The sequence below is a fragment of the Parvibaculum sp. genome (assembly GCF_002684405.1).
In the GTDB taxonomy this organism is placed as follows: domain Bacteria; phylum Pseudomonadota; class Alphaproteobacteria; order Parvibaculales; family Parvibaculaceae; genus Parvibaculum.
This window is the reverse complement of the sequence record NZ_NYVD01000027.1, coordinates 1-19,867: the sequence shown is the minus strand read 5'-3', so window position 1 is coordinate 19,867 and position 19,867 is coordinate 1. Positions and strand designations below refer to the sequence as shown.

Here is a 19,867-nt window from a genome sequence, read left to right as displayed (position 1 = left end):
GAACGAAAACCCCAGGATTTCCTGAAAGGCCTGTGACAGGGCGTCACACCCAGTGAAAAACTCGGGTATTTGGCGCTTCACGATCCGGACTTTACGACCCGGACGGCGAAATCGCCAATATGGCGACGGCCGCCACGTTGAGTGCGATCGCATAGGTCGCCAGCAGCCCGAAAACAGGCCGGATCGGCTCTTTCACGGCAAGTGCCAAGGCGAACATCATGACCGGCATCCAGTCCAGCGTGAAACGCTGGGTGTTGTACTGGGAGTAGCCGTTGCCGTGATAGAAGAGCGTGACCCCGGCAATCAGCAGGGCGCAGAGCGCGCCGATGATGACGGGCCTTCTGGCCGGCGCGAAGAAGGCCAGCAGAACGAAGGGGCTTGCTGCGATAATCGAGGTGCCCATCGGATCGAGGCCGACCATGTCGAGAAGATCCGGCCCGCCCCATTGCACATGGAACCCCTGCACGAAGAGATAGAGGGCATTGAAAAGGAAATAGTCCTTCGAAAAGAGCCCGATATGCGTCAGCCGATGATTGATCAGGGACCAGGTCTCTGCATCGGGCGAGGCGATGTAGATATAGCCGGTCTCCATCGGATCGCCGAAGCGGACCCAGTTATAGGTGAGGTAGACGGCGACCGCAGCGGCGACGGGCAGGCCCAGTTTCAAAGCCCGCACGATGTGCGCCTTGCCGAAGGAAATGAGCTGTTCCTCCGGTTTCAGTGACAAGGCGAAAAGGAACGGCACAAGCAGTATCGACATCTGCCGACAGAGAAAGGCGGCGCCGATGAACAGGCCCGCGCGTACGAGGCTCATCCCTCGCATGACTTCGTGCAATGCCGCCGAGACCAGCAGGAAGTTGATGCTCTGGGCGAAAAACCAAACCTTGTCCGTGCGGAGCGTGACGTAGAAGAGCGGGCTTGCGAAGGCGAGCGCCAGGAGCAGCCAGACAGCGGTTTCCCGCCGAACTTCCATCGTTTCGAGAATGCGCCACCAGAGCCAGAGCGAGGCAAGCGTCGCTGCGAGGCCGATGATCATGAAATGGCTGAAGCCGGGGCCGAATACCGCGACGAAAGGCATGGTGACCAGAGCAGGCACGGGCGGAAAGACGACATAGTTCTTGCCGTTGAAGCTTGCGCAGTCGCCGTCGAAACATTTGTCGACATCGAGCCGGCCATGAAGGAAGGCGTCCGCAAGTGCCGCATAGCTGTTGGTATAGCCGGTCTCCACCAGCATCTGGCGGCCGATGGCCATGGCGAGCAGCAGCGCCAGAAGCGCGGCGACAACGAGGAGAAACTTCTCCCGGAACCGCATCGAGGCGGCACCCTGAGCGGAAATTTCGGTCATTCGCGTCACCCCGTTCGCGGTTTTGCCGCCCGGCCTCAATAGCGGGCGGGCAGCCCGGTCATGGGCACGAGAATGCGATGTAAAGGTTTCGGAATGTTTTCCCCGGCGGACAGAAAGGTCCGCCGGGGTTTTTTGAGGCTTTTTGGGCCTTAGAGGACGCCGAGATCCTTCGCCGTCAGGTCGATGCAGCGGCGGGCGAGCTCGAAGAGTTCGTCGATTTCGCCTTTCGAGATGACCAGCGGCGGGCTTAGCACCATGGTGTCGCCGATGGCGCGCATGATGAGACCTTCCCTGAAGCAATGATTACGGCACTGGCCGCCGACATTGGCGTCATCGGGGAATTTGGTGCGGGTCGCCCTGTCCTTCACCAGCTCGATGGCGCCCAGCATGCCGACGCCGCGCGTCTCGCCCACCAGCGGATGGTCGGCCAGCTCGGCGAGCTTCTTCTGGAAATAGGTGCCGGTTTCGCCGCCCGCCTTCTCCACCAGCTTTTCGCGCTGGATGAGCTCGAGATTGGCGAGCGCCACCGCCGCGCAGACCGGGTGGCCCGAATAGGTGAAGCCGTGGGACCATTCCTGCGGCGAGTTGAAGAGCGTGTTGCCGACGCGCTCGCCGAAGCCCAGCGCCGCGATGGGCTGGTAGCCGGACGACAGCCCCTTGGCCATGTTGATCATGTCGGGCTCGATACCGAAGGTGTCGGAGCCGAACCACTGGCCGGTGCGTCCGAAGCCGCAGATCACCTCGTCCACATGCAGCAGGATGTCGTATTTGCGGCAGATACGCTGGATCTCTTCCCAATAGCCCTTGGGCGGGATGATGAGGCCGCCCGCGCCTTGAATGGGTTCGGCGACGAAGGCCGCGACATTTTCCGCGCCGAGTTCGAGGATCTTGTCTTCAAGGCTCTTTGCAGTCTTGAGGCCGTATTCCTCCGGCGTCATGTCGCCGCCCTCGGCATACCAGTCGGGGCATTCGACATGAACGAAGCCCGGCAGCGGCAGGTCGGCCTGCGGATGCATGGAGGTGAGGCCCGAAAGCGAGGCTGCGGCGAGCGTGACGCCGTGATAGGCCTTTTTGCGGGCGATGAAGATCTTCTTGTTGGGCTTGCCTTCGAGGTTCCAGAAATAGCGGATCGCCTTCACGGCGCTGTCGTTTCCTTCCGAGCCGGAATTGGCGAAGAAGAAACGGTCGATGCCCTTGGGCGTGACCTCGGCGAGCTTTTCGGAAAGCTCGGCCACATAGGGCGTCGTGGTCTGGAAGAAGACGTTGTAGTACGGCAGCTCTTTCAGCGCCTTGTAGCCGGCTTCGGCGAGTTCCTCGCGGCCATAGCCCGCCTGCACGCACCACAGACCGGCCATGCCGTCGATCAGGCGCTTGCCTTCGGAGTCGTAGAGATAGACGCCTTCGGCGCGGGTGATGACGCGGGCGCCGGTCTGCGCCAGGTCCGCATGGGTGGTGAAGGGATGCAGGTGGTGAAGGGCGTCGATTTCCTGCCAGCGCTTGGTCTGGTTGGAGGGGGCAGCTTGAGACATGAGATTGCTCCGGGTCCGAAGAGAATAAGAAATCAGCGGAAAAGAACGCGCGAGCGTGTCCCCGCGCGCCGGAGCGGGCCTATGGGTTGTAGCCGATGCGGGCGCACAGGATCAGCAGGTCGCGCTTGCGCATGAAGCCGGTCCGGCTGCCGATCTGAGTAATGAAACGCTGCATGCGCATGATGTTATCCGAAGCGCTTCAAGGGTGCGAGTCCCGTCCTTCGCCCCGGAATGCCTCACACATTCAGCAGCAGATGCTCACGCTCCCAGGCGGAGATGACCTGCTGATAGGCTTCATGCTCGGTGTTCTTCACATCCATGTAAACTTGCGAAAAGCGCTGACCGAGGACTTCGCGCAACTCGGTTGCCGTCCGCAAATGGTCGAGCGCGTCGAGCAAATGGCGCGGCAGCGCGTAGCGCTTCGACTCATATGCATTGCCCTTCATCTCGCGGGTCGGTGTCAGCTCGTTCACCATGCCGAGATAACCGCAGGCCAGCGTCACCGCGATGGCGAGATAGGGATTGGCGTCGGCGCCGGGCACGCGGTTCTCGACGCGGCGGCCCGAGCGCTTCGCATCCGGAATGCGCAGGCCCACCGTGCGGTTCTCATGCCCCCAATGCGTGTTGATGGGAGCTGCGAGGTCTTTCACGATGCGGCGATAGGAATTCACGTTGGGCGCGATGAGCGGCATGGCGGCGGGCAGGAATTTCTGCAAGCCCGCAATGAAGGAGAGGAAGAGTTTGGTGTCCCTCCCCTGCTTGCTGGCAAACAGGTTGTCGCCTTTTTCCGCATCCACGATCGAGGTGTGGATGTGCATGGCGCTGCCCGGCTCGCCTTCATAGGGCTTGGCCATGAAGGTCGCATAGATGCCGTGGCGCAGCGCGGCCTGGCGCATGGTGCGTTTGAAGAGGAATGCCTGGTCGGCGATTTCCAGCGGGTCGCCATGATCGAAATTGATTTCCACCTGAGCCGCGCCGGATTCGTGAATCAGCGTGTCGATGTCGAGATCCTGCGCCTCGCAGAAATCGTACATGTCCTCGAAGATCGGATCGAACTCGTTCACCGCGTCGATGCCGTAGGACTGACGTGCGCTTTCCTGACGGCCATTGGCGCCGATGGGCGGCTCCAGCGGATAGTCGGGATCGATATTCTTGGCGGCGAGGAAGAATTCCACTTCAGGCGCGCAGACCGGTTTCCAGCCGCGCTCTTCGTAAAGATCGAGGATGCCTTTCAGCACATTGCGCGGCGCGATGAGTACCGGCGACTGATCCTTGTAGTTCGCATCGCAAATGATCTGCGCGGTGGGCTCGTCATACCAGGGTACGACGCGCACGGTCTTTGCGTCCGGATCGAGCGTGATGTCGGGTTCCAGATCGTCCAGCACGTCGCTGTCGATATAGTCGCCGGTCACGGTCTGGCCGAAAATCGATTCCGGCAGACGAAGCGTGCGGTCTTCGAGGCTGGCGACGAATTTGCGGGTCGGGAGGATCTTGCCCCGGGCGATGCCGGCCATATCCGACACCATGCATTCGACTTCCGTGATCCGGTGGTCTTTAAGCCACTTGATCAGTTCTTCGCGTGTTTCCGGCTTGCTGTTGTTGCTGGCCGCCATACGACACCTGATTTTCCTTTGCGGCGTCCCCCGGATGACTGCCGTGATTTTCGTCGGGCCCGGAAATTCCGGTCCGGGGAGGCTCGGGCGCCATGCCCGCGGCCTCGCGCACCGCATCGCCAAAGGCGCCGAACAGCGCCTGCGATACGGGATTGTCCCAATAGTGCCATTCCGGGTGCCACTGCACGCCCATGGCGAATGCTTTTGCGCCGGCGACACGCATGGCTTCCACCGTGCCGTCGGGCGCGCGGCCTTCGACGAGAAGGCCTTCGCCCACGCGGTTCACGCCCTGGCCGTGCAGCGAATTCACGTCGATTTCGGTCGTGCCGAGAATGCGCTCGAAGGTGCCGCCCGTTTCCAGCGCAACCTTGTGCGCGGCGGCATATTGCTCGTCGAGCGATGCGTTCTTGTCCTCGCGATGGTCGAAGCGTGTCGCATAGCCCTTTTCGGCCTCGCTTTCTTCCAGATGCTGGAAGAGCGTGCCGCCATAGGCGACGTTGAGTTCCTGGAAACCCCGGCAGACCACGAAAAGCGGCACCGCCCTGTCCACGCAGGCGCGGATGAGCGAGAGCGTCAGCGCATCGCGTTGCGGGTCGAGCAGCACGCCTTCGCGCGGATCGGCGCCGTCATAATGCGAGGGATGCACATTGGAGTGCGATCCGGGCAGGAAGATGCCGTCGCAGAGGGCGAAAATCTCGTCGAGATCCACGTCCTCATCGAGCGGCGCGCGCGGCAAGGGCAGCAACACGGGCTGACAATCGGCGGCGCTGTCCACGGCGGCGATGTATTTCTCACCGACGGCGTGGAACGGATGGGGTCCGAGCATCTTCACGTCGCAGGGTATGCCAACCACTGGACGTTTTTTGGCGGGACGCTTTCGGGCCGGTCTCGATACGGATGAATTCTGGCTCATGAGACGATCAGGTTACCACGGCGGAGCAAGGGCCGGTCAAGCAGGCTCACGACGCGCCGGACCGGAGGTGTCGAGGATATTAGACGATTTCGGGGGCTATAGCCGGGATGACAGCCGAGTCTGGACGGTTGTCAGTTCTTGGAGCCGCCGATGGAGGGACGCTGGTCGTCGCGCAGGACGAAGAGCGCATTGTCGGCTTCCACCCCGGCGCGGACATTGCGCAGCGCCACCGTGGTCTGGAGACCTTGCGCATCCGTCACCACCCATTGGCGAAGCTGAAGGTTGGGCTGGTCGAAAACCAGCGTCACCGTGCCGGGCAGTCCGTCATCCTTGCCGGTCAACTTGATACGCAGCACGCCCGGCGCCTTTTCGACGTCGAGCACGTTGGTCTGGGCCAGGAGATCGACTTTCTCGTCGAGAATGGGTGCGAAAGGCAGAGAACTCAGTGGAATGCGCTGGGCGGGTGCATCGCCCTCCTTCACCGCGACCCAGAAGCCGTCGGCCACCACGAGCTGGTTTGCAGGCGGATCATATTCGAAGCGGGCGCGTCCGGGGCGACGGATAAAGAATTTGCCCTGTGCCATGGAGCCGTCCGCCCCGATCTGGAGAAAGTCACCCTGAAGGCGCTTCATGCCGTTCAGATAGGCATCGACCTCCTTCACGGCGGCGATATCGGCGGGGCTTAGTTTGCCCGTCGTTGCGGCGGTCTCCTCGCGCGGCGCGTCGGCCCGCGTTTCGGCATTGGCGGAGGCCGTGCCTGCGCTCAGAACGGCAAAAGTCAGTATGCCGAGCCCGATCACGGCGGCAGCATAAAACCAGCCCTGACGGGCGCGGTTGTTTTCACCTGGGATGTGATGCTGCTTCGACATGGGATCAAAGCTAGCAATGGTTTGTGGCAAAATCTGGCTATCCATTGGGCGTTCTATGGGCGATCCGGCGGCTTTCCCGGGAATTTATGATGGAACCCCTGGGATAAAGGTGAGGTAAACCGGCTCGGGAAATATTTGTTTTATCAGTGGTCGCCGACCAGAACTTCGCGTTTGCCCTGATGATTGGGCGGGCTGACCACGCCTTGTTCCTCCATCATTTCGATCAGTCGGGCCGCGCGGTTATAGCCGATCTGCAGACGCCGCTGAATGTAGGAGGTCGAGGCGCGCTTGTCGCGTGCGACGATTGCCACGGCCTTGTCGTACAGCTCGTCGCCCGAGCCGCCGCCCTCGAGCGACAGGCCGTCGCCATCGCCTTCGGGTTCGGCGGTGATGGCGTCGAGATATTCCGGCACGCCCTGCCTCTTCAGGAAGTTCACCACCTTCTCCACCTCCTCGTCGGAGACGAAGGGGCCGTGAACGCGGCGAATGCGGCCGCCGCCGGCCATGTAGAGCATGTCGCCCTGACCGAGAAGCTGCTCGGCGCCCTGCTCGCCGAGAATGGTGCGGCTGTCGATCTTGGAAGTCACCTGGAAGGAGATGCGGGTCGGGAAGTTCGCCTTGATGGTACCGGTGATGACGTCGACCGAGGGGCGCTGGGTCGCAGTGATCATGTGGATGCCGGCGGCGCGCGCCATCTGCGCCAGACGCTGGACGGCGGCCTCGATCTCCTTGCCCGCGACCATCATCAGGTCGGCCATTTCATCGACGATGACGACGATGAAGGGCATGGGCTGGAGGTCCATTTCCTCTTCCTCGTAGATCGCCTCGCCGGTTTCCTTGTCGAAGCCGGTCTGGACGGTGCGCACCAGCACCTCGCCCTTGGCGGCGGCCTCGCTCACGCGGTTGTTGTAGCCCTCGATGTTGCGGACGCCGACCTTTGACATTTTCCGGTAGCGGTCCTCCATCTCCTTCACCACCCATTTGAGCGCGACCACCGCCTTTTTGGGATCGGTCACCACGGGGGCCAGAAGATGGGGAATGCCGTCATAGACGCTGAGTTCCAGCATCTTGGGATCGACCATGATGAGTTTGCAGCGGTCCGGCGGCAGCTTGTAGAGGAGCGACAGGATCATGGTGTTGATGCCCACCGACTTGCCGGAGCCGGTGGTGCCCGCGATCAGCAGATGCGGCATGCGCGACAGGTCGGAGATGACCGCTTCGCCGCCGATATTCTTGCCGAGTGCGAGGCCCAGCCTGGAATTGTGGCTCTCATATTCCTGCGTTTCGAGCAGCTCACGCAGATAGACCATTTCGCGCTTGGCGTTGGGCAGCTCGATGCCGATGGCGTTGCGGCCCGAGACGACGGCGACGCGAGCGGAGACGGCGCTCATGGAGCGTGCAATGTCGTCGGCGAGCGCGATGACGCGGGAGGATTTGATGCCCGGCGCGGGTTCCAGCTCATAAAGCGTGACGACGGGGCCGGGACGCACATTGATGATCTCGCCCTTGATACCGAAATCGTCGAGCACGGATTCCAGCAGGCGCGCATTTTGTTCCAGCGCTTCGTCGCTCATTTTTGCGCCGCCGCCCGTTTTCGGCGGGGTCAGAAGCGAAAGCGCCGGCAGCTGATAGGGGCTATCCGGATCGAGTGCGAGCGAGGGCTGCGCTTCGGCTGCGGCGCGCTTGGATGTCTTTTTCTTCTGTGCCGTGCGGCTCACCTTGGGGGCGGTCCTTGAAACGGTCGGCTCTACCCTTTGAGCGTTCGTAGCGCGGCGTGCGGATGCTTTCTTGCGGCGCGGCGGCGTTTCTTCCTCTTCTTCATCGGCGTCGCGGCGGCCGAAGCCCGTATTGTTGCGTGCGGCCTCGCGTTCCTCTTCGCTCAGAGGCGCAAAATCGCCCCGGCGCAGCAGCCGGTCGGTGAAATCGGTGACGCTGTCCGACAGGGTCCAGATCGCCATGCGCAGACGGCCGGGTTCGAGGTCGGGCCGGTTGAAGATGTTCTCGTCGTCCTCCTCCCCCTCGTCCTCGTCATCCGCTTGCACCACGCGGCGGCGGGGACGGCTGACGGCGCCGGCGCGGTATCCGGCGGGTTCTTCGCGGCGGGTTTGCGCGCGCCCGGACCGTGCATCGGCCAACCGGCTGAACAGGGCTGCGACATCCTCGCGCCGCATGTCGATTGCGTAGCCGAGCGCCAGCACAGCCACAGGGCCCATAATGATGGCGGTCAGCACGAAGGCGCCGGCTTCGCCGATGAGATTGACGAAAAGGCTCAGGCCCAGAGCGGCGAAGATGTCGCCGAGAAATCCGCCCAGCCCCGACTGGAGCTGCCAGTCGAAAAGCCGCGGCATGGTGCCGAAGAAGCAGGCGGCGGTGAGCGTGCCGCCCAGCCAGGCTGCGACGCGGAAAACCGGATGGCCGGGTGCGCGATGCGATAGAAGCCGCCAGCCCCAGGCGATGAGCGGGATCAGGAAGAAAAGCGCGCCCAGGCCCAGCGTCTGCAGCAGCACGTCGGATGCGTAGGCACCCGGCAATCCCATCCAGTTGCCCGGCAGATTGGAGGTTGCGTTGTTGAAGCTCGGATCGTCGATGGAGAAGCTTGCCAGTGCCACAAGGCCGAAAAGCCCCAGCCCGGCGAGGGTGAGGCCGGCCAGTTCCTGCAGCCGCTTCGCGCAAAAATCGCGGATCGCGGGTGGCAGGTAGCTCAGCGGGTTCGCAAGGAAACGTCTTACCAAACCTGTTCCGTTCGTCCTGTTGCGGGCGGACCGGGCTGCGGATCCGCGTGTTGTGCCGGTGCCGCGCGACCGGCTGCCCCGCGCCGCCGCCTTGGCGGTTTTCCCCTTGCCTGCCTTGTTTCTGGCAGTCGCGGGTTTGCGGGAGGTGGATCGGTTTGCGGACTTTGTCTTCTTGCCACGCTCGGAGGAGACGCTCACAACACCTCCGCCATGCGGGTCAGGGCTTCGCCGGTTTTCTCCTCATTGTCGACAAGCGCGACGCGGATATAGGCCGATCCCGGATTCGCGCCTTCATAACCGATTGAATCTTCGCGCGAGAGATAGGCCCCCGGCAATACCTTCACGCCGCCCCGCGCCCAGAGTTCGCGCGCCGCCCGCTCACCATCGCCGACATCGAGCCAGAGAAAGAAGCCGCCGGCAGGGCGATAGAAGCCGAAACGATTGCCCAGAATGCTCTCTGCGAGATCGATCTTGCGGCGATAGAGGTCGCGGTTCGCGGCGGCATGCGCATCATCGTTCCAGGCGGCCGTGGAGGCGGCGAGGATCGGCAACGGCACCTGCGGGGCGCCGATATTGCGGAAGGCGCGGAAGCGCGTCATGAAGGCCTTGCCGCCCGCGCAGAAGCCGGAGCGAAGGCCAGGCAGACTTGACCGCTTCGACAGCGAATGAAAGACAATCAGATTGTCAAAAGGGTCTGCGCCGGGTTTTTCCGGGCCAAGCTCAAGCGCGGCCTGAAGAGCGCCGGGCGGCGGGTCCCGATCATAGATGTCGGCATAGCACTCGTCGAGCGCAAGCAGGATGTCGTATTCGCGTGCCAGTGCGATGAGGCTCTTCAGATAGTCCATATCCGCGACCGCGCCCTGCGGATTGGCCGGGCTGCAGAAATAGATGACCGACGTGCGTGCGAGGAGGTCCTCCGGGAGCGCGTGGAAATCCGGCAGGAAGCGGTTTTCGGCCGTCGCGGCCAGATAGACCGGTTCCGCGCCCGCGGCCAGCGCGGCGGCGGCATAGCATTGATAAAAGGGGTTCGGCATCAGCACGGCGGGCCGTTGGCCGTTTTTTTCCGGCGGGGTCGCCACCAGCGCCATGTTGAAGAGCGCTTCGCGCGTGCCGTTGACGGGCAGGATCTGCGTATCCGGGTCGAGTGCGTCGCCTGCGCCGAAGCGGCGCTGCAGCCAGCCCTGCACGGCTTTGCGGAAATCCGGCGTCCCCATGATCGGCGGATATTTGCCGAAAAGGGCCGCATTCGCGTTGATCTCGTTCAGCACGAAATCCGGAAACGGGTGTTGAGGCTCGCCCAGCGAAAGGATCAGCGGCGGCTTCCCCGGCTCGATTCCCTCGATCAGCGCGTTGAGGCGCGGAAAGGGGCTGTCGGGCAGCGCGTCGAAGCGCGACCGGCTCTCCGGTCGTTGCTCCGTCCGTTTCTGGCCGTGAATCTCCGTGTCGGTCATGACGCTGCCGGCTCTCAAGCCTGTTGAAAGAGTGCTTCGGTTGCCCTCCCGGTGGCGGGCGGCGGGATTCGGGAGCGCTTCGGGCCGCGAAGCGTGGGCGATCTTAAACAGCCCCGCATCGGCGGTCCAGCGCTACCGACCGACCCTTGAGGTGGAAAACTCTGTGGATTCCTCGTGGGTTATCCACAAAATCCAAAGCAATCTTTTAAAAAGGCGTTAACCGAAGCCCCGGGGCAGGCCTGGCGGCGGCCGCGTCAGCGGGCCGCCACCTCTTGTTCCGGGTTGGCGCCGATCATGTGAATGGAGAGATCGGCGCCTCTGTGTTCGGCCTCCTGGTCCAGCCGGATGCCGATTGTGGCCCGCAAGACCGCATAGACCGCGAGACCGGCCGCCAGCGCATAGACCGCGCCTGCGAGCGAACCGAAAAGCTGTGCCGTGAAGCTGACGCCGCCCATGCCGCCGAGCTGCTCCAGGCCGAAGATGCCCGCAGCGACGCCGCCCCAGAGACCGCACAGCCCGTGCAGTGGCCAGACGCCGAGCACGTCGTCGATCTTGAGCTTGTCCTGACAGGCCTCGAACATGACAACGAAGATGGCGCCAGCCACACCGCCTACCACGAGAGCGCCGATGGGATGCATGATGTCGGAGCCGGCACAGACCGCCACCAGGCCCGCCAGCGCACCGTTGTGAACGAAGCCGGGGTCGTTCCTGCCGGCGATGAGGGCTGCGAGAATGCCGCCGGCCATGGCCATCAGCGAATTCATGGCGACGAGGCCGGAAACGCCTTCGAGCGACTGGGCGGACATGACGTTGAAGCCGAACCAGCCGACACAAAGCATCCAGGAGCCGAGCGCGAGCCAGGGAATGGAGGAAGGCGGGAAGGCATGCAGCTTGCCCGTCCGCGAATAGCGGCCCGAGCGTGCGCCGAGCATCAAAACCGCTCCGAGCGCGATCCAGCCGCCCACGGCATGGACGACGATGGAGCCCGCGAAGTCATGGAAAGGCGCGCCGAAGGCGGTGGTCATCCAGTCCTGAATGCCCAGATTGCCGTTCCAGACGATGCCTTCGAAGAAGGGATAGACCAGCGAGACGAGGATCGCGGTGGCGCCGACTTGCGGCCAGAAGCGGGCGCGTTCGGCGATGCCGCCGGAAATGATCGCGGGAATGGCGGCGGCAAAGGTGAGCAGGAAGAAGAATTTCACGAGATCCTTGCCCTGTGGCGCGAAACTGCCCGTGGCGCCGGAGAGTACATGCGCGGAAACAAAGAAGTTCACCCCATAGGCGACCATGTAGCCGATGAAGAAATAGGCGACGGTCGAGACGGCGAAATCCACAAGGATCTTCACCAGCGCGTTCACCTGGTTTTTGTGGCGGACCGTACCGACTTCGAGAAAGGCGAAGCCGCCATGCATGGCGAACACCAGAATGGCGCCCATCAGAATGAAAAAGACATCGCCGCCCGACATCGCCCCTGTCAGGGCTGCGGGCGCGCTCTCGACCGGATTCATGAAATGCTCTCCTTCGGTGCCACCGTCGGTCCGAACGGAAATGCCGGACCGTTTCTCCCCAAGCCGGTGTTGCGCCCGCCATGCAGCAGGGTGCCCAGCCTTTTTATTGGTCGCTCTGCACAATCAAAGGGCATGCCAGCCTGCCCATTTTCCGGGCAAGCGCGGAATTCCGCGGACTTTGGGAGTTTTTCAGATAAAGGGGGAGAGGCGGTCGCAAAAATACGCCTAATAATTGGACCCGATATATAGGCATATCGATCAATTAATATGCATTTGTCCCGGCGGCTCGGGGCGTCGGGAGGCTGTCGTCGTCCTCGGCAGGGCAAATAAAAAGAGCCCGACGGGGACCGTCGGGCTCCAGTGTTGCCGGCGCCACCCGGAGAGTCGGTGGCAGAGGGGTGGGCGACGCCGGCTTCTGTCTTTTCAGCCGCGCGTTACGCCTGGCTGAACTCGGGATAGGCTTCGACGCCGATCTCGGCTTTGTCGAGACCCATGAGCTCTTCTTCTTCCGAGCAGCGGATGCCGATCGTGAAGCGCAGGACCAGCCACAGAACCAGGCTGACCAGCGAAACGAAGATGCCGATCGAGATCACGCCCGTCGCCTGTGTCGCGAAGCTCGCGTCCCCATTGGTGATCGGAACCGCCATCGTGCCCCAGATGCCGCAGAAGAGGTGGACCGGGATCGCACCCACAACGTCGTCGATCTTGAGCTTGTCGAGGAGCGGAACCGTCAGCACCACGATTACGGCGCCGATGCCGCCGATGATGGCAGCCGAGCCGAGGGTCGGGGTGAGGGGTTCAGCCGTGATGGAAACGAGGCCGGCAAGCGCGCCGTTCATCGCCATGGTGATGTCGACCTTCTTGTAGATCAGCTGCGTCAGCACCATCGCCACCACTACGCCGGCAGCAGCCGCCATGTTGGTGTTGATGAAGATGGTCGCAATAGCATTGGCGTCGGCGAAGGTGCCGAGCGCAAGCTGGGAACCGCCGTTGAAGCCGAACCAGCCGAGCCACAGGATGAAGGTACCCAGCGTGGCGAGGGGCATGGAGGACCCCGGAAGGGCGTTCACTTCGCCGTTCGGGCCGTATTTGCCGATACGCGCGCCAAGCACCAGCGCACCCATCAGAGCCGCCCAGCCGCCGCAGGAGTGCACGATCGTCGAGCCGGCGAAATCGGAGAAGCCCATTTCGCTCAGCCAGCCGCCGCCCCACTGCCAGGAGCCCTGGATCGGGTAAATGAAGCCGGTCAGGAACACGGTGAAGATCATGAACGGCCACAGGCGGATACGCTCGGCAAGCGTACCGGACACGATGGACGCGGCGGTTGCCACGAACACCATCTGGAAGAACCAGTCGGAAGCAGAGGCGTAGCCTGCGCCATCCGTCGGCATGCTGTCGGACACGCCCCACAAGGCGATCGAACCGAAATAGCCGCCGTCCACACCCGCGTACATCAGGTTGTAGCCGACGAGGTAGTACATGATGCCGCCGATCGCGTAGATGGCGATGTTCTTTGTGCACTGCATCGCCACGTTCTTGGAACGGACGAGGCCAGCTTCCAGCATGGCAAAGCCGGCTGCCATGAACATGACGAGGAAGCCCGTCATCAGGAAGGACAGCGTATTGAAGATATACGCAGTCTCGGGCGAGGAGAGCGTAAACGGCTCCTCCTGCGCAAAAGCGGGCGATGCCACGGCGATCGACGCGATCGCCGCCACTCCCGCTATTTTCATGAAATTGGTCTTCTTGCTCATAATTCCTCTCGCTTTCGAGGTTGCCTTCCCCAGGGAGTACCCGTCTAACCCGGCACGGTCAGAGGGCTTCCGCGTCGGTTTCGCCGGTGCGGATACGCAGCACCTGTTCCACCGAGCTCACGAAAATCTTGCCGTCGCCGATCTGACCGGTCTTGGCGGCACCGCTGATAGCGGCAACGACCTTGTCGGCCTGATCGGTCGGCACAGCGACTTCAATTTTCAGCTTGGGCAGGAAGTTCACGGCATACTCGGCGCCGCGATAGATTTCCGTCTGACCCTTCTGGCGGCCATACCCTTTTACTTCCGTCACCGTCAGGCCTTGGACCCCAAGCGCGGTGAGCGCCTCGCGGACCTCGTCCAGCTTGAACGGCTTGATGATTGCCATAACGAGCTTCATATCGAGTTTCCTCTTTCTCTCATTTGGCCGGGCAGGTCATACGCGTGACTGATGATGCGTATGTCTGGCCGTGCCGACGTTCCCCTCATGATCCCTGCCGGGCTTCATCTCCCAGGTCCGGCTTACCGGACATTTGCCGCAAGCAAGCGGGAGCGGGTTGCAAAGGCATCTTCAAAAACCGTGCCGGACATGAACTATTTGGTAAGTCTTTGAATCGACCCCCTGAATCCTCGCGGTGAATTGCGAAAGGAAAAATAATCCCCCGCAGAGGCCATGAAACCGGGCTAGGTTGCACAAAAAGTGTGCACCCGGATGATGCCATGAACAACTGACTCCTTTTTCGGCAGCACAAGAATCGTCTCAATGGATCGTGCAATAAGCCGGGCATGAAAAAGGGCGCTCCGAAAAGCGCCCTTTCCCTGTTCTGAATATCCGTGTCCGGAATTATGCGTTTCGCATTGCCGGCCGGATCGGCTTTAGTGGATCGTCTCGCCATGCAGCGTGATGTCGAGGCCTTCGGTCTCTTCCTGCGGCGTGACGCGCAGACCAAGAATGGCTTTCACGATCATCAGCAGGATGAAGCTGCCGATACCGGAATAGGCCAGGGTGATCAGCACGCTCTTGATCTGGATCCAGAGCTGGGGCCAGTTGCCTTCCAGGCCGCCCGCCGTGCCGCCGACCGCGGCGGAGGCGAAGACGCCGGTCAGGACCGCGCCGACGATACCGCCCACGCAGTGCACGCCGAAAACGTCCAGCGCATCGTCATAACCCAGCGCGTTCTTCAGGCTGGTCGCGGCAAAAAAGCAGAGCACACCGGAGGCAAGGCCAATCCAGAGCGCCCCGCCCGGGGCCACGAAGCCGGATGCCGGGGTGATGGCGACGAGGCCCGCCACTGCGCCCGAGCACATGCCCAGCAGGGTCGGTTTCTTGTGGACCAGCCATTCGGCGAACATCCAGGACAGCACGCCCGCGGCGGTTGCGATCTGCGTCACGGCCATCGCCATGCCGGCGCGGCCATCGGCGGCGAGCTCGGAGCCGGCGTTGAAGCCGAACCAGCCCACCCACAGAAGCGAGGCGCCGATCATGGTCAGCACCACATTGTGCGGCGCCATGTTGTCATGGCCATAGCCCTTGCGGGGCCCGAGGACGAGGCAGCAGACAAGGCCCGCGATACCGGCATTGATATGCACCACCGTGCCGCCGGCGAAATCGAGCACGCCGTCGGCGCCAAGGAAGCCGCCGCCCCACACCCAGTGGGTGACGGGCGAATAGATGAAGACCAGCCAGAGCGTCATGAAGAGAAGCATGCTGGAAAACTTCATGCGGTCCGCATAGGCGCCGGTAATCAGCGCCGGTGTGATGATCGCAAAGGTCATCTGGAACATCATGAAGACGGTTTCGGGAATGGTGCCCGAAACGGAATTCACGCCGACACCCGACAGGAACGCCTTGTCGAGGCCGCCGATGATGGCGTTCATGCTGCCGCCATCGGTGAAGGCGAGGGAATAGCCGGCCACCATCCAGACGATGGTCCCGACCGCGGCCATGACGAAGTTCTGCGCGGTCATCGCCACGACGTTCTTCTTGCGGACCATGCCGCCATAGAAGAGCGCCAGGCCGGGAATGGTCATCAAAAGCACCAGCGCGGTGGCGGTGATCATCCAGGCGGTGTCGCCTGCGCTGATGGTCGGGGCCTCGGCCTCCTGGGCGAAGGCGCTACCCGCGCCGGCAAGCAGTACGAAGGCTCCCGTTCCCGCGGCAAGCGCGGTCCGGGTGGCCGCCTGCCGCAACCCCCTGACGAGAATCTGAGTTTCTTTCATCGAATTGTGCTCCTTGGCTGCGGCAAGCCTCACCGGGCCTGTCTTTTTGCGCGCCTCTGATCAGAAGGAATGTGCCTCCCGGCACATTGCCTGTCAGGTCCCTATCTCAAGAAGCGTGCCGAATTGTTGTGCACATCTAACTCACTGTAGAATAAGGGAATTTTCTACATTACCGCTTGATTGCCATTATGTAACCCGGGCAATATTGCCTAATTTTTGGGCCTGTCTCCATGCCGCCCTCCGGAAGGGCGAGGGGGCGATAAATCAGCGTCTCCGATGGTCCCGATGGCGGCCTTACCCGAGTGTCCCTTGCTGAGGTTGCAGACGGTGTTCGGCCGCGCTGTCGGGTCTCCTGTCCCGACCGTTTCAGGTAAGCTGTTGAAAAGACGGTCATTATTGCCTTGGCGCGCTTCGCCTCACGCGGCGGATTGGCTAAATTGGGCGCAATTTGGTCGTTCTGCATAATTTTTGTGCGCAAATTGCTGCGTCAATCTGCCGCCGAACCATTTGCGCCTCCCGGCGGTTGCGCTACTCTCTGGACAAAAGGCGGAGTGCAACTCCGCATAAGAAAAAGCAGCCTGTGCGCCGTCACGGCGGCGGGTGAGGGACAACAGGACGGGGAGACTATGGCGGATTCCACGAAGAAGTGGCCCGTGGCGGTGAATGCTGTCGCAGGGCTGGTGCTGATCGTCGTGATCGGCTGGCTGATTTTCGGCGGCAGCGACGACGCTCCGCAGCAAACCGCGGAACAGACGGCGGTCACGGATACCGATTCAAGCGGCACGGCCGAACAACCGGCCGTGGCGAGTGAGGAGGCCGGCGCGGATGAGACCGCCGGTGATGCGGCCGGGAAAATTATCGGCGACATCGACGGCGACACGATCATCAATGCGGACAAGCGTCCGGGCGACTGGCTTGCCTATGGCCGCGACTATAACGAGCAGCGTTTCTCGCCGCTGACCCAGATCAACAAGGACACCGTCAAGGATCTGTCGCTGTCGTGGTCCTATGACACGGGTACGGTGCGCGGTCTCGAGGCCTCGCCCATCGTGGTCGACGGACGCATGTTCATTTCGCTCAGCTGGGGCAAGGTGGCCGCGCTCGACGCCAAGACCGGCGAAGAGCTGTGGACCTTCGATCCGGAAGTCCCGGGTGAATGGGGCCGTTATGGCTGCTGCGATGTGGTCAATCGCGGCGTCGCGGTGTGGAAGGGCAAGGTTTATGTCGCAAGCTTCGACGGCCGCCTCTTCGCGCTCGATGCCCGCGACGGCTCCGTCGTCTGGAAGAAGAACACGGTGCCGGGTGCGCCCTATACCTCCACGGGCGCGCCGCGCATCGTGAAGGGCAAGGTGCTGATCGGCAATGGTGGTGGCGAATATGGCGTACGTGGCTATATCACCGCCTATGACGCCGAAACGGGCGAACAGGCCTGGCGCTTCTATACGGTGCCGGGAGATCCTTCCAAACCGGTGGAAAACCCCGAACTCGAAAAAGCCATTCCCACCTGGAAGGGCGGCGAATGGTGGAAGATCGGCGGCGGCGGTACGGCCTGGGATTCGATGGTCTACGATCCCGACCTCGACACGCTCTATGTCGGCACGGGCAATGGTTCGCCCTGGACGCGGGAAATTCGTTCGCCGGGCGGTGGCGATAATCTCTATCTCGCCTCGATCCTTGCGCTCGATCCCGATACCGGCCGGATGAAGTGGTATTATCAGGAGACGCCCGGCGACAACTGGGACTACACCTCTACCCAGCCGATCATGCTTGCCGATCTCGATATCGACGGCAAGAAGCGCAAGGTCCTCATGCATGCGCCGAAGAACGGTTTCTTCTACGTGCTGGACCGCGAGACGGGTGAACTTCTGTCGGCGAAGAATTTCGTCACCGTGACATGGGCGAGCCATATCGACATGAAGACGGGCCGTCCGGTCGAAACCGACAATGCCCACTACAAGGACAAGACGCAGTTCATCCTGCCGTCCGCGAATGGCGGTCATAACTGGCATCCGATGGCCTACAGCCCGGACACCGGCTACGTCTATCTGCCGACGCAGGACATTGCCGGCATCTATTCGCTGTCTTCGGAGTGGAAGAAGGACAAGAAATACACGCCGGAGCAGAACTGGTGGAACACCGGTCTCGACTGGGCGGACTATGTGGACGCGATCAAGTCGCTCGGCGAAATTCCGGAGAGCCATGGCTTCCTGAAGGCATGGGATCCGGTGAAGGGCGAAGTCGCGTGGCAGGTGGAATATCCCGCCCCGCTCAATGGCGGCGTGCTGGCCACCAAGGGCGGTCTTGTCTTCCAGGGTACGGCGGACGGCTATCTCTACGGCTATGACGCGAAGACGGGCGAGAAAGTCTGGACACAGAATATCCAGACCGGCATCGTCGCGCCGCCCGTCACCTATGAGATCGACGGCACGCAGTATCTCGCCGTGCTGGCGGGCTGGGGCGGCGTGAATATCGCCTCGGGCGATGCGCGCACCTCGGCGGCGGCGAAGTATGGCAATGACGGGCGCATGCTCGTCTTCAAGCTGGGTGGCACGAAAGAGCTGCCGAAGCTCGCCATGCGCGACCAGTCCATTCCGGCTTGGCCGGCGCTTACCGCCGACGAGGCGACCGTGCGCGAGGGCGAGGTGTCTTTCGCCCGGCACTGCATGGTCTGTCACGGTGCCCTGGCGATCAGCACCGGCATCACGCCGGACCTTCGCCGGATGAACGAAGTAACGCGCGAGCACTTCCAGGACATCGTGCGGGGCGGCATGCTGAAGGATCGCGGCATGGCAAGTTTTGCCGATCTCATCAGCGAGGAAGAGGCCGACGCCATCAAGGCCTATGTCCAGAAGCGCGCGCTGGAAGACAGGGCGCGGACGCAGCCGACAAACTGACGGTTCATCCGCTTATGAACGAAACCCCGGAGAGCAATCTCCGGGGTTTTTCTTTGTCTAGTTCAGCGCCTTTTCGATGGCTCTGGCGAGGCGCAGCAGCTTTTCGTCATGGCCGGGCGCGGCCTGCAGCATCAAGCCGACGGGCATGCCTTTCGCATCGTGGCCAACGGGCAGCGTGACGGCGCAAAGACCGAGCTGATTGCCGATGGTGGTGTTGCGCAGCGCCATGCGGTTTGCCTGTCCATAGGCGTCGCCGCCGGGCTCCAGCTCGGCGATGGGCGGCGGCGCGATGGCGACGGTGGGCATCACCACCGCATCGACGCCGGCGGTACGGGCAAGATAGAGGTTCCGGATATTCTCGCGCCTGGCATCGGCGCGCATCAGGTCCGCGATTTTCAGGGCTTCGCCGGCCGTCACGCGCTCGAAGACCGGTCGGAAGATCCTGTCCTCATTGGCGCGCAGCATCTCGCCCCACAGCGCATAGGCGTCTGCCACGAGGCGGCTTTCGGTCGGCGACCAGGCCAGCGCGTTGATCTCGTCGAGTTCTGGCAGGTCATGCTCCACAATGCGCACGCCTCTGGCGACGAGTTTGTGGAGCGCGGCATCGACCGCCGCGGCGATGCCGTCTTCGAGCCCTTGCCAGCCTATATCGCCCGCCACGCCTTTGGGCAGCCAGAGCACGGTCCGGCCGAGTTCGTGCCCCTCCAGGTCCGGCGTTCCTGTCCCGGCGAGCAGGCCGAAAAGCGCGGCGGCGTCGGCGACGTCGCGGGTCAGCGGTCCCACCGTGTCGAAGGTGTGGGACAGGGGAACGGTACCGGCGAGCGGTACGCGGCCATGTGTGGTCTTGAGGCCGACAAGCCCGTTCCACGCGGCGGGGATACGCACCGAGCCGCCCGTATCCGTGCCGATGGCCGCCGCTGCGAGGCCGGATGCGACCGAGACGCCGGCGCCCGCGGAGGATCCGCCCGGTGCGCGTTCCACCTTGTCGTCCCATGGGTTGGCGGGGGTGCCGAAATTCGGGTTCACGCCGAGGCCGGAAAAG

Annotated in this window: 13 protein-coding genes; 1 reads left to right on the top strand and 12 read right to left on the bottom strand. The window is 62.7% G+C overall.

Features of this window, described 5'->3' with window-relative positions:
* Positions 1-91 precede the first annotated feature (91 nt).
* The 11 genes from CMI59_RS02345 to CMI59_RS02295 all read right to left on the bottom strand — a co-directional run bounded on the left by CMI59_RS02345 (position 92) and on the right by CMI59_RS02295 (position 15,931).
* Positions 92-1,345, bottom strand: coding sequence for a glycosyltransferase family 39 protein (locus tag CMI59_RS02345; protein WP_293324187.1), 1,254 nt, complete (start codon positions 1,343-1,345; stop codon positions 92-94).
* 149 nt (positions 1,346-1,494) lie between these two features.
* A complete protein-coding gene (locus CMI59_RS02340) occupies positions 1,495-2,874 on the bottom strand; it encodes an aspartate aminotransferase family protein (RefSeq protein WP_293324184.1) in 1,380 nt (459 codons plus the stop codon).
* A 236-nt stretch (positions 2,875-3,110) separates the two neighbouring features.
* Complete coding sequence (locus CMI59_RS02335; protein ID WP_293324181.1) at positions 3,111-4,487, bottom strand: glutamine synthetase family protein; 1,377 nt, start codon at positions 4,485-4,487, stop codon at positions 3,111-3,113.
* Positions 4,429-5,340 (bottom strand): gamma-glutamyl-gamma-aminobutyrate hydrolase family protein, encoded by a 912-nt coding sequence (locus tag CMI59_RS02330; RefSeq protein ID WP_293324178.1) that lies wholly within the window; start codon positions 5,338-5,340, stop codon positions 4,429-4,431. The genes CMI59_RS02335 and CMI59_RS02330 overlap by 59 nt, the downstream gene beginning before the upstream one ends.
* A 191-nt stretch (positions 5,341-5,531) precedes the next feature.
* On the bottom strand, positions 5,532-6,269 hold the full coding sequence (locus tag CMI59_RS02325; protein ID WP_293324176.1) for an outer membrane lipoprotein carrier protein LolA: 738 nt from the start codon (positions 6,267-6,269) through the stop codon (positions 5,532-5,534).
* A 143-nt stretch (positions 6,270-6,412) separates the two neighbouring features.
* Complete coding sequence (locus CMI59_RS02320; protein ID WP_293324173.1) at positions 6,413-9,001, bottom strand: DNA translocase FtsK; 2,589 nt, start codon at positions 8,999-9,001, stop codon at positions 6,413-6,415.
* Between the two features lie 194 nt (positions 9,002-9,195).
* Complete coding sequence (locus tag CMI59_RS02315) at positions 9,196-10,452, bottom strand: aminotransferase class I/II-fold pyridoxal phosphate-dependent enzyme (RefSeq protein ID WP_293324170.1); 1,257 nt, start codon at positions 10,450-10,452, stop codon at positions 9,196-9,198.
* 254 nt (positions 10,453-10,706) lie between these two features.
* Positions 10,707-11,960: an ammonium transporter gene (locus tag CMI59_RS02310; RefSeq protein WP_293324167.1), complete on the bottom strand. Its 1,254-nt coding sequence runs from the start codon at positions 11,958-11,960 to the stop codon at positions 10,707-10,709.
* Between the two features lie 434 nt (positions 11,961-12,394).
* Entirely contained in the window at positions 12,395-13,714 is a 1,320-nt protein-coding gene (locus CMI59_RS02305) for an ammonium transporter (RefSeq protein ID WP_293324164.1), read from the bottom strand.
* Positions 13,715-13,772: 58 nt separating this feature from the next.
* The gene (locus tag CMI59_RS02300; protein WP_167095723.1) at positions 13,773-14,111 is read right to left on the bottom strand and encodes a P-II family nitrogen regulator; all 339 of its coding nucleotides are present in this window, start codon (positions 14,109-14,111) and stop codon (positions 13,773-13,775) included.
* A gap of 476 nt (positions 14,112-14,587) precedes the next feature.
* Positions 14,588-15,931: an ammonium transporter gene (locus CMI59_RS02295; RefSeq protein WP_293324157.1), complete on the bottom strand. Its 1,344-nt coding sequence runs from the start codon at positions 15,929-15,931 to the stop codon at positions 14,588-14,590.
* A gap of 626 nt (positions 15,932-16,557) precedes the next feature.
* Between CMI59_RS02295 and CMI59_RS02290 the strand changes: the two genes are divergently transcribed.
* A complete protein-coding gene (locus tag CMI59_RS02290; RefSeq protein WP_293324154.1) occupies positions 16,558-18,825 on the top strand; it encodes a PQQ-dependent dehydrogenase, methanol/ethanol family in 2,268 nt (755 codons plus the stop codon).
* A 57-nt stretch (positions 18,826-18,882) separates the two neighbouring features.
* On the opposite strand, the gene CMI59_RS02285 is transcribed toward CMI59_RS02290, so the two are convergent.
* On the bottom strand, positions 18,883-19,867 hold a 985-nt coding region (locus CMI59_RS02285; protein WP_293324151.1), incomplete at its 5' end, for an amidase family protein.